This is a genomic window from Caulobacter sp. D5, assembly GCF_003185805.1.
Classification (GTDB): domain Bacteria; phylum Pseudomonadota; class Alphaproteobacteria; order Caulobacterales; family Caulobacteraceae; genus Caulobacter.
The window spans coordinates 1-14581 of the sequence record NZ_QHJY01000015.1; the positions used below are offsets into that span (position 1 = coordinate 1).

Sequence of the window (14581 nt, forward strand, 5' to 3'; positions counted from 1 at the left end):
GACTACGCCGCGGCCGGCGCCTTCGACCGCGCCACCGCGCCCCTGGCCCGGCCCGACGCGGCCCTGCGGGCCCTGCTCGACGCCGGCGACGTGCGCGGCTTCCTGTCGGCGGCGGTGCGCGCGGGCAAGAACATCGTGGTCAGCGGTGGCACCTCGACCGGCAAGACCACCTTCCTCAACGCCCTTCTGAAGGAAGTGCCGCGCGACCAGCGCCTCGTCCTGATCGAGGACGCGCCCGAGATCCGCCTCGTCCACGCCAACGCCGTCGGCCTGGTGGCCGCCAAGGGCGACCAGGGCCAGGCCCGGGTCGGGACCGAGGATCTGCTGCAAGCCTCCCTGCGCCTGCGGCCCGACCGCATCATCCTGGGCGAGCTGCGCGGCGCGGAGGCCTTCAGCTTCCTGCGCGCCGTCTCCAGCGGCCATCCCGGCTCGATGACCACGGTCCACGCCGACGACCCGCGCGGGGCCATCGAACAGCTGGCGCTGATGGCCCTCCAGGCCGGCGCCAACCTGCGACGCCAGGACGTGATCGACCATGTCGAACGCGTCGTCGACGTCTTCGTCCAACTCCATCGCCAGGACGGCGTCCGCGCCGTCCGGGAGATCGTCTTCATCGACCGATAGCGGCCGCTTCCATCCACCTCATCACCAGCTTCAACGCGCCCGTCCCGCGGGCGTGATCGGGAACCTCTGTGCAATGCGTATGAAACTTCTGGCGTCCACGGCGGGGGCAGGCCTCGCCCTCGTGCTCTCGGCCTGCGGCGGCGGCGGTGGAGGCGGCGGCTCGTCGTCGACGCCCCAGAACAGCGGCGGCACGACGCCGACCACCCCGCCCGCGCCCGTGGTGATCTCGGCGGCCGAGGCCGCGCGCCTGGCCAAGCAGGCCACCTTCGGCCCGACACCGGCCCTGATCGACCAGATCGTGGCCGCCAAGAGCGCCTCGGCCTGGATCGACCAGCAGTTCGCCCTGAGCGGCAGCAGTTACGCCGACATCGCCGCCAAGCCGGTGGCGACAACCTTCTGCTCGGCCCAGGGCCTGACCGGCACCGACCTCAACAACTGCAACCGCGACAACTTCGGCGCCCTGCCGATGTCGATGCGGTTCTATTCCAACGCCGTGGGCAAGGACGACCAGCTGCGCCAGCGCGTGGCCTTCGCCCTGTCGCAGATCGTCGTGGCCTCGGACCTGGAGGTGCACACCACCGCGGGCCTGGCGACCTTCAACCAGATCCTGCTGAGCAACGCGTTCGGCAACTACAAGGACATCCTGCGCGAGGTCACCCTGAACCCGTTCATGGGCAACTTCCTCGACATGGTCGACAGCAACAAGTCGGCCCCCAACGAGAACTACGCCCGCGAACTGATGCAGCTGTTCTCGGTGGGCACGGTGCTGCTGAACGCCGACGGCACGACCAAGACCGGCGCCGACGGGGCGGTGATCGCCACCTACAGCAACGCCGAGGTCAAGGAAGTGGCCCGCGCCCTGACGGGCTGGACCTACGCCCGCCTCGACGGCGCGGCGATCAGCGACGGCACGAAGATCGACTACTCAAAGCCGATGATCGTCAACACGGCGCGGTTCGACACCAAGGCCAAGACCTTCCTGGGCGCCACCATCGCCGCCGACGCCACGCCCCAGGCCAATGTCGACACCGTGGTCGACACCGTCTTCAACCACCCCAACACCGCCCCGTTCATCAGCAAGCGGCTGATCCAGCAGCTGGTGCTGGCCAACCCGTCGCCGGCCTATGTGGGCCGGGTGTCCGCGGTCTTCGCCGACAACGGCGCGGGCGTGCGCGGCGACATGAAGGCGGTGATCAAGGCGATCCTGACCGACACCGAGGCGCGCGGCTCGGCCGCCACCCCGGGCAAGGTCAAGGAGCCGGTGCTGTTCCTGACGGGTCTCGCGCGCGGCATGGGCCTGAAGTCGGACGGCTACGCCTTCTATTACCGCGACAACGCCCTGGGCCAGATGCCTTTCCGCGCCACCTCAGTGTTCAACTTCTACCCTTACGACTTCCCGCTGCCGCTGGGCGCGGGCGAAGCCAGCCCGGTCAGCAAGCTGATGACCACCTCGACCATGATCGCCCGCCACAACCTGGCCTGGGACTGGACCATGGCCGGCGAGGCCACCCGCACCGAGTTCAAGGTCCAGTCGACCATCACCGGCTCGACCGCCGTCGAGTTGCCGTGGACCGAGTGGGAGGCCCTGGCCGCCGACGAGGCCAAGATGCTCGACCGCATCGACCTCGTGTTCCTGAACGGCACCATGACCTCGGCCCAGCGCGCCGCGCTGTCGTCGGCCATGGCCGCCGTCAAGAACACCGACCCCGCCGTCCAGGCGCGAAAGCGGGCGCAGGTCGCCCTCTACATCGTCGCCTCGTCCCCGCAATTCCAAGTCGACCGCTGAGCCATGACCCTTTCCCGACGTGACTTCGGCCGGCTGCTGGCCGGCGCCTCCGCCACCGCCGCCCTGACCCAGATCGGCATCTCGGCCGCCATCGCCGACACCTCCAGCTATCGCGCGATGGTCGGGGTGTTCCTGTTCGGCGGCAACGACGCCTGGAACATGGTCGTGCCCAACGACGACCGTTACGCCGCCTACGCCAGCCAGCGCGGCGCGATCGCCCTGAAGCAGGACAGCCTGGTCCCGCTGACCGGCACGGCCTTCGGCCTGAACGCCGCCATGGCCCCGCTGAAGACCGCCTGGGACGAGGGCGCGCTGAGCGTCGTGCTCAACACCGGCACCCTGTTCCAGCCGCTGACCAAGAGCCTCTACCAGACCCGCCCGGACCTGCGGCCGCTGAACCTGATGTCCCACGAGGACCAGCAGAACCAGTGGCAGGGCATGCGGACGCGCGAGAAGAACCTCGACGGCTACATGGGCCGCATCCTCGACCGCGCCGACGCGGCCGAGCTGCCGCCGCTGGTCTCGATCGCCGGCTCGCAGCTGGCCCTGCTGGGCAGCCGCAAGTCGCCGCTGATCCTGCCCTCGAGCGGTAGCATCACCCGCACCGGCTACAACGCCGCCAGCACCGACGCGGCCGTCGTGGCCCGCCAGGCGGCGCTGAACACCTTCTCGGACGCCTCGGCGTTCGGCGCGGTGACCGACCTGACCGGCCGGGGCATGTCGTCGGCCTACGCCCAGGCGGCGACGGCCAACACGATCATCAGCTCGACCACCTCGGTGGTGGACCAGTACTTCAAGAACCCGAACACCGGCGCGGCCCTGACCAGCGACATCTCCCGCCAGCTGCTGCGGGCGGCGCGGATGATCGAGGCCCGCAACACCCTGGGCCACGCCAAGCAGACCTTCTTCGTCAGCCAGGGCGGCTACGACACCCACACCAACGAGGTCGCCGTCCACGCCTCGCTCTACGCCGATCTCGCCATGGCCCTGGCCGGTTTCTACAACGCCATGAAGGCGCTGGGCCTGGCCAACAACGTCACCGCCTTCACGATGTCGGACTTCGGGCGGGTGTTCAAAGCCAACGCCAGCGCCGGCACCGACCACGCCTGGGGCTCCAACCACCTGGTGCTCGGCGCGGGCCTGGCCTCGCGCAAGGTGCACGGCGCCTATCCCGACACCGCCTTCGGCGGCCCCGACGACGCCTATAACGACGGCCGCTGGATCCCGACCATCGCGGTCGAGGAATATGTCGGGGCCATCGCCCAGTGGTACGGCGTGTCCGCCACCGACCTGCCCTATGTCTTCCCCAACTGGGCGACCTGGAACGGCGGCGGGCGCGGTCCCGTGCCGCTGTTCGGCTAGGGCTAGACTGGAGCCGAAAACGACGACGCCCCGGAGCCTTTCGGCTCCGGGGCGTTGCTCTTTCAGTCCTGGCCTAAACCTTAGAACTGGATGTTGGCGCCGAAGAAGACGGTCCGGCCGCTCTTGGTGTGGTTCCACAGGCGGTGGGCGCCCGGCTGGGTCACGTTCACGCCGGTGGTCGAGTTGTAGACGTAGAAGCTGTTGTACTGCGCCTCGCGCTCGTCGGTCAGGTTCACCCCGTCCAGCGTCAGGCGGATGCGCGGGCTGAGCTGGTAGAAGGCGGCCGCATCGACATAGGTGGTGGCCTCGAAGCCGCCGCTGTCGATCGTGTAGTCCGAACGGTAGTTCGACGACACCCGCGCGCCCCACTTCGTGGTCTCGTAGTAGAGCGTGATGTTGGTGTTGACGTCCGACAGGCCGTAGATCTGGCCCTTCACGTCCTTGCCGTTGATCTTGTTGGTGGTCTCGGAGTCGATCAGCGTCAGGTTGGCGACCATGCCCAGGTTCTTCAGCGGACCGGGCAGGAAGAAGAAATCGCTCTGGGCGCTCAGTTCCAGACCGCTCAGCGTGGCCGAGGCGTTGTTGACCGAGCGGGTGTAGATCACCGGAGTCGAGGCGGTGACGCCCGTCACCAGGCCCTCGGCCAGGCCCGTGTCGGAATAGAGGGCGTTGGTCGTCGTGCTGCTGACCAGGTTGTCGATCTTCTTGTGGAAGACGCCGGCGGTCAGCATGCCGATGCTGCCGAAGTACCACTCGGCCGACAGGTCGAACTCGTCCGAGGTGTAGGGGTCGAGGTTCGGATTGCCGCTCGACACCGTGACGGTCGAGCCATCGACGCTGATCGAGCCGTTCATGGCGTAGGCGGCCAGGGACGGACGGTTGATGTTCTGGGCCGCGGCGGCGCGGATCTGGAACTGGTCGTTGACTTCCAGCACGGCGTTGAATGCCGGCAGCACGCCCGAATAGCTCTTCTTGACGGTGGTCGGGGTGTTGACGCCGCGCACGGCCATGACGCCGGTCGAGGTCAGCTCGGTGTCGTAGGCGCGGGCGCCGACGTTGCCGCGCAGCCGCATGCCGGCCAGCTCGGTCTTCCAGTCCAGCTGCAGGTAGCCGGCGTTGGTGTCTTCCTGCACCGCGTAGATCGACTTGGGCGCGCCCAGGGTGCGGGTGACGTTGTAGGCCGCCAGGGCCTTGTTCCAGTCGACGATCAGCCAGGACTGGTCGTCGTGCTCGCGGAAGATCTTGTAGTAGCTGTTGACGTGGTCATCGAGCGTGCCCTTTTCCCAGGCCGTCTTGTTCACGTCGTCGTTGGTCTGGGTGTAGCCCGAGTTCTCGAAGCCGCGGAACGACACGCCGCCCTTCAGGGTGAAGGTGTCGTCGAACTGGTAGGAGCCGTTGAACTCGGCGTTCTTCAGCTTCGTCGTCTGGTAGGTGGCCGAGAAGTCGATCTCGTGGGCGCGGTAGTTGTTGGGGTCGGTGGTGTCCCAGCCGTAGATGTTCTTGGCCGTCTTGCCGCGGTAGTCGGTGATCAGGTCGCCGAAGGCCTCGGTGTAGAACTTGTCCGAGATCGGGATGTCGTAGTCCGAGGTCTCCTGGCCGATGTGGCCGTCGAACTTCAGCTTGTCGGAAACCTCCCACTCGCCGGTCAGGACCAGCTGCTTGAAGGTGTTCTCGGTCTCCTGGCGACGGGTCTCGGTGGCGAACACCGTGTTGGCGACGTCGGCGTAGATGATCGTGTTGTACTGGTCGTACTGGATCGAGCGCAGCACCGGGGCGGCGGTCGTGACGCCCGAGTGCGGGGTGGCCGCGCCGAGGATGGTCGAGCCGACGCTGGCGCGGGTGGCCAGGTGGTTCTCGCTGCGGTCGTTGGAGAACTTGCCGTACAGGCCGTCGAGCGTGAGGGTCACGTTTTCGACCGGGCGCCATTGCAGCGCCGTCGTCACGCCCAGGCGCTCGTTGTCGGCGCCCCAGACCGACAGGCGGTTGCCGCGCTGGAAGATCAGCTCGCCGTTGGTGGCCTTCAGGGCGTCGGAAGCGCTGAGGTTGACGACGTTGGCGGCGTTGGCCTTCTGCTGGCCCGCGCCGTAGGTGTTGTAGCCCTGCTCCTCGACCTGGCGCTTGGAATAGGCGACCGAGACCAGCACGCCGAACTTGTCGTCGAAGTTCTGGCTGAACATGCCCGCGACGCGCGGCTGGAAGTCTTCGGTGGCGCTGTTGGTGCCGCCCTGCAGCGACAGCGCCATCTTGCGGCCGTCATAGGCGAACGGCTTGGCGGTGTAGAGGCCGACGGTGCCGGCCATGCCGCCTTCGTCCTGCTCGGCCGAGAACGACTTGCGCACGTCGATCTTCGAGAACAGCTCCGAGGCGAAGATGTTGAAGTCGAACGCACGGTCGCGCGAGGTCTGGCCGCGGCTGTCCATCGGCGAGTCGACGTTGCCCAGCACTTCCATGCCGTTCAGCTGCACGCGGGTATAGTCGGGACCCAGGCCGCGCAGGGACACGCGGCGGCCTTCGCCGGCTTCACGGTTGATGGCCACGCCCGGCAGGCGCTGCAGCGACTCGGCCAGGTTCAGGTCGGGGAACTTGGCCATGTCCTCGGCGACGATGACGTCGGCGACGATGCTGCTGTCACGCTTCATCTGGCGGGCGACGCCCAGCGACTTGCGGAAGCCCTGGACGACGATGGCGTCGACTTCGCTGGCGTCATCGGCCGAAGCGGTGGCGATCGGCGTGTCGGCAGCGACCTCGGCGGCGTGGGCCGGGGCCGTCAGCATGGCGAAGGCCAGGACGGCCGAAGCGGCGCTAAGCGACAGCGCCTTCTTGGTGGTGGACATGAGACCCCCTGCAACTGGATCGCCGGAAGCCTCCAGAGAGCGGGCCACGGCGCGATGGCGGGGCGGTTAGGGCGAAATTGTGACGGTGTGTTACGAGTTCGATAACGAGCGTATGAAGCGAGCGTTTGGCGCTCGTCTATCCACGATTTTATTGCGTATCGGTCGCAGATCGGGGCGGCGGTGCTGACGTCTAACCGTCATGCGGCGCCGCTAGAGAGGCCGCTTGTTCTGGTGGAGTGCGGCCCATGTTCGGCTTGGTGGCGGTTATGGCGATGGCGGCGGCGGCGAGCGACGCCCCGCTGCGGATGAACGACCTGACGGCCGTCGGCACCCACAATTCCTACAAGCAGGCCATCCCCGCCGACGAGCTGGCGGCCATGGTCGCCGCGCGCGGCCAGCCGGTGCTGGCCATCGACTACGCCCACCGCCCGCTGGCCGAACAGCTGGACGCCGGCGCCCGGCAGCTGGAGATCGACGTCGTCAATGATCCGGCCGGCGGCCTCTACGCCAGGCCGCTGACGGCGCTGGGCCGGGGGACGGTGCTGCCGCCCCGCGTGGCCGAAGCCCTAGCCAAGCCGGGCTTCAAGACCCTGCACATGCCCGACATCGATTTCCGCAGCTCGTGCGTGACCTTCGTGGAGTGCCTGTCGCTGGTGCGCGCCTGGTCGGACGCCCATCGCGACCACGTGCCGATCCTGATCATGCTCAACGCCAAGGAAGGCGCGGCCTCCATCCCGGGCGGCGTCACGCCACTTCCCTTCGATGAAAAAGCGTTCGACGCGCTGGACGCCGAGATCCGCGGCGTGTTCGGCCCCGACCGCCTGATCGATCCCGACCTGGTGCGCGGCAAGAAGGCGACCCTGCGCGAGGCGGTGCTGGCCGGCGGCTGGCCGACGCTGGAGGCCGCGCGCGGCAAGGTGTTCTTCGCCCTCGACGAGGGTCCCGAGAAGGTGGCGATCTATCGCGGCAAGCGCGCCTCGCTGGAAGGCCGGGCGATGTTCGTCAACACCGACGAGGCCTCGCCGGCCGCCGCCTATCTGACGCTCAACGACCCCATCGCCCAGAAGGACCGCATCGCCGCGGCCGTGAAGGCCGGCTTCATCGTGCGCACCCGCGCCGACGCCGACACCTGGGCCGCCCGCAGCGGCGACGTCGCCCAGCGCACGGCCGCCCTGACCAGCGGCGCCCAGTACGTCTCGACCGACTATCTGTGGGCCGACACGCGCCTGCCCTGGAACTACACCGCCCGCCTGCCCGGCGGCGAGGCGGCGGCCTGCAATCCCGTCCGCGCCCCCAAGGGCTGCGACGGCGCGCTGGAGCTGACGGCGGGCGCCTCGGCCACCGGCTATCTCGCTCCCGCCCAGCGCCCCGACCTGACCAAGGTGCTGGCCGCTCCGCCGGCCCAAGGCTCACCCCGCGCCATCTCTGACGCGGCGATCTTCGACGCCAGCCGCGCTCTGAAGGACACCCCGCGCTGGGCGCTGGCGACCGCCGACGTCAAGGGCTCGATGTTCGACCACTTCGCCGACGCCCTGGGCGTGCGCCTGACGCCGCAGGAAGCGCCGATCCTGGCCGCCCTGCTCGAACGGGCCGGCGACGACCGCTCGGTGGTCGGCGCGGCCAAGACCTTCTGGGGGACCAAGCGCCCCTATATCGGCAAGGACGCGGCGCCCGTCTGCGAAGCGAAGACCGACCACCTGGCCGGCAATCCCGACTATCCGTCCGGCCACTCGGCCCACGGCGAGCACGTGGCGATGATCCTGGCCGAGGTCGCCCCCTCGCGCGCCGACGCCCTCTACGCACGCGGCCGGGAATATGCCGAGAGCCGCTGGATCTGCGGCTCGCACACCGTCAGCGCCACCGAGGCCGGCTTGCAGGCCGGGGCGGTGATCTACGCCGCCGAGCACCGCTCGGCCGCCTTCCGCTTCGACATCGACATGGCCCGCGCCGAGGTGTCGGCCGCCCTGGCGAAAGCAGGAAACAAATAGCCGAACCCGACTCGTCGAACGGCGCTTGCCAAAACGATAGTTATAGCTAGCATCCTCCTCGTACGGACATGCGGGGGGTTTGTAGTGCGCAAGCTGCAAGTGTTCGCCGGGGTCGCGACTGTCGCCTTGATGGCGGTCGCGACCTCATCTCGGGCCCAGACGGCAAGTGAAGCCGCGCCGGTCGCACTCGACGAGATCGTCGTCACGGCCCAGAAACGGGCCGAGAATTTGCAGGACGTGCCGGTCTCGGTGACCGCCATGACCGGCGCCCAGCTTCAGAACCAGCGGGTCGGCGACGTGCTGGCCCTGTCGGGCCTGGCGCCGGGCCTGCAGATCAAGACCGACGACAACGCCGCCAATCCGCGGATGTTCATTCGCGGCATCGGCGTCAACGACTTCAACCCGGGCACGGCCAGCGCCGTCGGCGTCTATGTCGACGGGGTCTACATCGCCTCCCCGCTCGCCCAGCTGGCCGGCTTCTACGACCTGGAGCAGGTCGAGGTGCTGCGCGGACCCCAGGGCACGCTCTATGGCCGCAACACCACCGGCGGGGCGATCAACGTGGTCACCAAGAAGCCGTCGAGCACGCCGGGCGGCGACATCGCCGTCGAGTACGGCCGCTTCAACGCCGTCAACGCCCAGGGCGGCTTCGGCGGCCCGATCGCCGGCGATGACCTGTCGTTCCGGATCAGCGGCCTCTACGACAAGAACGACGGCTACACGACCAACCGGCTGACCGGGAACAAGGGCAACGACGCCAACCGCTGGGCGCTGCGCGCGGCCCTGCGCTGGAAACCCGACGACAAGCTGACCGCCGACCTGTCGCTGAGCCTGAACCAGTCGCGCGGCGGCTCGATCTGGACCTACAACCGCTCGATCCTGCCGCAGACGGCCGAAGCCACCGGCGCCGACGGCTTCTGCAAGGCCGGCTTCTACACCTCGGGCCAGTGCACCAACGCGCTGGGCTACGCCAACACCAGCGGAAACCTCTACGAGGGCGACTACCGGTTCGAGGGCAAGGACATCGTCAAGCTGTTCGGGGCGACGGCCAACGTCTCCTACGACCTGGGAGACATGACCCTCTACTCGGTGACCAGCTACCAGCGCGCCGCCCGCGACGACTGGGAAGACACCGACGCCAACCCGCTGCAGGTGATCAGCGCCCGCTACATCGCGCTCCAGGAGACGGCCAGCCAGGAGTTCCGCCTGCAGTCGAACGGCGAAGGTCCGCTGCGCTGGGTGACCGGCCTCTACTGGGCCAAGGACGACCTTTCCAACGACAGCCACTACGACGTGCTGTCCGACCTGCGCAATCCGACCGTGGACAATCCCACCGGCATGGACCCGGCCAACAGCATCGGCGTGTTCGGCTGGCCCCTGACGCTGAAGTCGCGCAGCTGGGCGGTGTTCGGACAGTTCGACTACGACCTGACCGAGCGCCTGACCTTCACCGGCGGCCTGCGCTATTCGGTCGACGACAAGAGCATCCACTATGTCAGCGACGTCGACTACGGCCTCGTCACCCTGTTCGTCCACGACGGCGACAAGAGCTTCAAGTCGCTGTCGGGCCGCCTTGGTCTGCGCTACGCGTTGAGCGACGACGCCAACCTCTATGCGACCTACAATCGCGGCTACAAGAGCGGCGGCTTCTTCACCGGCCAGACCGCCGACGAGGCCGATCTCGAGCCCTATTCCGACGAGACCGTCGACGCCTTCGAGGTCGGGGCCAAGAGCGAGTTCCTCGACCGCCGCCTGCGCCTGAACGCGGCCGCCTTCTACTACGATTACAAGGATCTGCAGGTTTACACGACCATCCAGCGCGGCCTGCTGACCGTGCAGTACTTCACCAACGCCTCGGCCGCCCGGGTCTATGGCGCCGAGGCCGAGGTCGAAGCCCGGCCAGCGCGAGGCCTGTCGCTGACGCTGGGCGCCTCGCTGCTGCACGCCGAGTACGAGGACTTCGTCTCGGTGGGCGAGGACTATTCGGGCAACCGCCTGCCCTCGGCTCCGAAGCTCAGCTTCAACGGCGCCATCCGCTACGAGCACCCGCTGCCGGTCGGCGACTTCACCGGCCAGCTGGACTTCACCCACCGCTCCAAGGTCTATTTCGACACCGCCAACACCGAGCGGCTGAGCGACGAGGCCCGCACCTTCGTCAACGGCCAGGTCGGCTGGAAGCTGGACGGCGGCCGCTACGAACTGGGCGTGTGGGGCAAGAACCTGTTCGACGAGACCAACATCCTCGACATCACCGCCATCGAGGGCCTGGGCTTCGACGCCTTCAGCATGGGACCGCCGCGCACCTACGGCGTCTATCTGCGGGCCCGCTATTGAGCGGCGAGGCCGTGGAGCCCCCCAGCTGGATAGGGCCGGCGCCGAGCCTGGTCGAGCGATTGTCCGTGCTGTGGATCGGCGTCGTCGGCGTGCTGTTTCCCGGCGTCGGGCCGCTGCTGCTGGGCGGGCTGGAGGCGGCGGGACGGCTCAGCGCCATGGAGATCGGCCTGGCCGGAATGGCCGAGCTGGCGGCCATGGGGGTCGGGGCGGCGCTGCTGGGCCCGGCTTTCGGCGCCAGACGTCTCAGACCGGCGGCGATCGCCTGCGGCTGTTTCCTGGCGGCGCTGAACCTGGCCTCGACGCAGGTGGACGGCGGACTGCTGGTGCTGGTCCGCGCCCTGGCGGGCCTGCCGGCCGGGGCGCTGATCTGGGTGGTGACCGGCATGATCGTGCGCTCGCCGCGCCCCGATCGCTGGTCGGGGATCTACCTGACCGTCCAGACCCTGATCCAGCTGGCCGTGGTGGCGACCTTGAGCGCCCTGGTCATCGACCGGTTCGGGCCGGACGGCGGCTTCGTGGTGCTGACGGGCCTGGCCGCATCGGCCGTGGCGGCGGGCTTCCTGGCCCCGCGCGCCTGGACCGCCCTGCCCCAGGCCGATGACGCGCCCCCGAACGCCTTGAAGGGAGGCCTGCCCAGCCCGCGCGGCTGGGTCGCCCTGCTGGCGGTGTTCTGCTTCCAGGCCTTCATCCTCGCCCTGTGGATCTACGCCGAGCCGCTGTCGCGCCAGGCCGGACACGCGCCGAAGGTGGCGGGCCTGGCCTTCTCGATCTCCCTGGCCGCCCAGGTGGCGGGAGGCTCGGCGGCGACGGCCCTGGCGGGGCGGGTGTCGTGGTTCGTGTCGCTGGCCGTGGGCGTGATCGCGGCGGCGGCCTGCCTGCTGGTGTTCGCCGCCCTGCCCCCGGCCCCGGCCTTCCTGGCCGCCTCGGGCCTGTTCGGTTTCGCCTGGCTGTTCGCCTCGCCGTTCCTGACCCCGCTGGCCATCGAGGCCGATCCCAGCCGGCGCGCCGCCCTGCTGGGCCCCGGCGCCAGCCTGCTGGGCTGCGCGACCGGACCGCTGCTGGCCGCCCTGATCGTCGGCGAGCACGACGTGCGGCAGGCCGTCTGGCTGGCCGGCGGCCTGGCGCTGGTCACCCTGGCCCTGATCGCCGGCCTGCACCTGACACGGCAGCGCGAGGAACCGCCGGCTTAGCGGCTCCGTTGGCTCCGAACCGGCGCACCGCAACGCGCCGGCCAGGAGCCGTGATGTCCAAGCCCGTTCCCGAGCCTCGCAAAGGCATGCCCAGCCCCCGGCTCGACGAGGCGACGTTCCGACAGCGGTTCCTCTCGCGCTATGTCGATCCGGCCTTCGAGCCCTTGCAGGCGGAACTGGGCAAGATCGCCGACGCCGCCTGGGACGCCTATGACAACCACCGCAAGTCTCCGCACACCCGCAAGGCCGGCGCGGGCTATCACGACCCCGACTACGACCTGGCCATCGACTGGCTGCGGGCCAAGGCCGACATCAAGGCCGCGCAAGCCCGCCACGACGACAAGGACGGCCCCTGCCGCGTGCTGATCGTCAACGCCTCGTCGCGCAGCGAGCACACCTGCCCCGGCGAGATGTCGAAGTCGTTCCGGCTGGCGGAGCTGGCCCGCGAAGTGTTCGAGGCCGACGACATCAGCGTCGAGATCCTCGACCTGTCGCGCCTGACCTCGGAGTTTGGCCGGACGATCCACCCCTGCAAGGCCTGCTTCTCGACCGCCGCCCCGCTCTGCCACTGGCCGTGCTCCTGCTACCCGAACTACTCGCTGGGCCAGGTCGACGACTGGATGAACGCCATCTACCCGCTGTGGGTCGAGGCCCACGGGGTGATGATCATCACGCCGGTCAACTGGTACCAGGTCAGCTCGCCGCTGAAGCTGATGATGGACCGGCTGGTCTGCGCCGACGGCGGCAATCCCGATCCGACCCTGACCCACGGCAAGAAGGCCGACGAGGCCAAGGCGATCGAGCTGGCCGGCTGGGACTATCCCAAGCACCTGGAGGGCCGGGTGTTCTCGGTGGTCGTGCACGGCGACGTCGAGGGGGCCGAGAACGTGCGCCGCAGCCTGTCGGACTGGCTGAGGTTCATGGACCTGGTCCCCGCCGGGGTGAACGCCGAACTCGACCGCTACATCGGCTACTGGCAGCCCTACGCCACCAACCACGAGGCGCTCGACGCCGACCAGGCGATCCAGGACGAGGTTCGCAACGCCGCCCGCACCCTGGCGCAAGCCGCCCACGCCAACCACGCCGGAACCCTGCTGATGGCCGGCCGCGCGCTCAAACCGCCACGCCAGAAGTGATCACTGGGGACGAAGCGAAGTTGGCCATTGCGAGCGCGGCCGCCGTCTGATAGCCATCCGCCCTCTTCGCCGACGCAGCTTGTGTCGACCCGGTGGCCCGGTGGCGGAGTGGTGACGCAGCGGACTGCAAATCCGTGCACCCCGGTTCGATTCCGGGCCGGGCCTCCACCCTCTTCTCTTCTTCGAAAACCTCGCCGCGGGCCGCCTGCGCGACGGCGCTCTCACGCCGTCGCGCGGACCGTGTCAGCCGGCAGCCGGCGCGGGCTTGAGACGGCGCTCCAGCAGACCGTTGAGGAAGCGACGCGCGGGCTGCTCGATCAGGTAGAAGCTGACCAGGGCCACGACGATGGCGATCGGCAGCAGGGCCAGCTTGCTGACCGCGTTGTGCCCCGCCTTGTAGAACGGCTGCTGCCACAGATAGAGCGAATAGGAATAAAGGCCCGTCCGGATCAGGATCGGGTGCTGTAACAGGTTCAGCAGCACGGCGGGCAGGCGGTGCGCCAGGCACAGGCTCAGCGCCACGCAGGCGGTGCCCAGGCTGTACTTCACCGGGTCGGGAACCTTGTCGAAGCTGAAGACCAGGCCCAGGGCGCCGAGCACCAGCGCCGCCCAGGGCGAGGCCAGCAGGCCCGTCGGCTCCTCGCGAAGCTTCAGGTAGAAGGCCGCGGCCAGCAGGATCGAGGCGCCGCGCACGTCGCTACGCCAGTAGACCTCGTTGTAGCCGCCGCCGGCCAGGGTCTGCAGCAGGCCGTTGACCATCGCCGCCAGCGCCAGGCCGAAGCAGATCGTCGCCACCGGGACCTCGCCGTCGCGGCTGCGGCTCCACAGGGCCACCAGACCCAGCAGAACGTACATGTGCTCCTCGACGCACAGCGACCAGATGTGGTCGAGCGCCGGGCTGCGGCCGACCAGGCCCTGGGCGTAGTTGGCGGTGAAGGTGATGGCGCTCAGATACTGCTTCAGGTCCGGCCCCTGCCCGTTCAGCAACGGCGCGGCCAGGAACATGATCGTGCAGAACACCAGCAGCGCCGGATAGACGCGCGAGATGCGGCGCGGGAAGAAGCTGGCCAGCGGGACCTGCTTGACGAACAGGATCTCGGCCATCAGCCGGCCGCTGAGCACGAAGAACAATTCGACGCCGAAGCGTCCGAGATTGAGCCACTTGGTGGTCACGAAATGACCGACCAGAACGCTCAAGATCGCGAGTCCTCGCCAGCCATCAAGATGCTGGAGGCGATTCTCGACCGTATTCGACATGGGCCACCACACACACATTCAACGGCAGGGCATGAGCCCTCACCGTTAGGCGCAATTGCGACGGCTTTAT

9 protein-coding genes, 1 tRNA gene and 1 pseudogene are annotated in these 14581 nt (G+C 68.7%); 9 read left to right on the forward strand and 2 right to left on the reverse strand.

Going from position 1 to position 14581, the window contains the following annotated elements:
* From DMC18_RS01270 to DMC18_RS01280, 3 genes are all read left to right on the forward strand, one after another.
* A partial coding sequence (locus DMC18_RS01270) for an ATPase, T2SS/T4P/T4SS family (RefSeq protein WP_199232526.1) occupies positions 1-624 on the forward strand: 624 nt, incomplete at its 5' end.
* Positions 625-697: 73 nt separating this feature from the next.
* The gene (locus DMC18_RS01275; RefSeq protein ID WP_158285826.1) at positions 698-2410 is read left to right on the forward strand and encodes a DUF1800 family protein; all 1713 of its coding nucleotides are present in this window, start codon (positions 698-700) and stop codon (positions 2408-2410) included.
* A 3-nt stretch (positions 2411-2413) separates the two neighbouring features.
* On the forward strand, positions 2414-3772 hold the full coding sequence (locus DMC18_RS01280) for a DUF1501 domain-containing protein (protein WP_110120955.1): 1359 nt from the start codon (positions 2414-2416) through the stop codon (positions 3770-3772).
* An 80-nt stretch (positions 3773-3852) separates the two neighbouring features.
* Here DMC18_RS01280 and DMC18_RS01285 read toward each other — a convergent pair whose 3' ends face one another.
* Entirely contained in the window at positions 3853-6606 is a 2754-nt protein-coding gene (locus tag DMC18_RS01285) for a TonB-dependent receptor (protein WP_110120954.1), read from the reverse strand.
* A 245-nt stretch (positions 6607-6851) separates the two neighbouring features.
* On the opposite strand from DMC18_RS01285, the pseudogene DMC18_RS26730 reads away from it, so the two are divergent.
* The 6 genes and pseudogenes from DMC18_RS26730 to DMC18_RS01310 all read left to right on the forward strand — a co-directional run.
* Positions 6852-7916 (forward strand): annotated as a pseudogene (locus DMC18_RS26730) (phosphatidylinositol-specific phospholipase C1-like protein); the annotation flags it as partial.
* Between the two features lie 198 nt (positions 7917-8114).
* Positions 8115-8594, forward strand: coding sequence for a phosphatase PAP2 family protein (locus DMC18_RS26735; RefSeq protein WP_233245304.1), 480 nt, complete (start codon positions 8115-8117; stop codon positions 8592-8594).
* Positions 8595-8678: 84 nt separating this feature from the next.
* Complete coding sequence (locus DMC18_RS01295) at positions 8679-10928, forward strand: TonB-dependent receptor (protein ID WP_110120952.1); 2250 nt, start codon at positions 8679-8681, stop codon at positions 10926-10928.
* 65 nt (positions 10929-10993) lie between these two features.
* Entirely contained in the window at positions 10994-12118 is a 1125-nt protein-coding gene (locus tag DMC18_RS01300; protein ID WP_233248027.1) for an MFS transporter, read from the forward strand.
* Between the two features lie 53 nt (positions 12119-12171).
* Positions 12172-13254: a flavodoxin family protein gene (locus DMC18_RS01305; protein ID WP_110132632.1), complete on the forward strand. Its 1083-nt coding sequence runs from the start codon at positions 12172-12174 to the stop codon at positions 13252-13254.
* A gap of 94 nt (positions 13255-13348) precedes the next feature.
* Positions 13349-13422: transfer RNA gene (locus DMC18_RS01310), tRNA-Cys, on the forward strand.
* 75 nt (positions 13423-13497) lie between these two features.
* Here DMC18_RS01310 and DMC18_RS01315 read toward each other — a convergent pair.
* Entirely contained in the window at positions 13498-14529 is a 1032-nt protein-coding gene (locus tag DMC18_RS01315) for an acyltransferase (RefSeq protein WP_110132633.1), read from the reverse strand.
* Positions 14530-14581 lie beyond the last annotated feature (52 nt).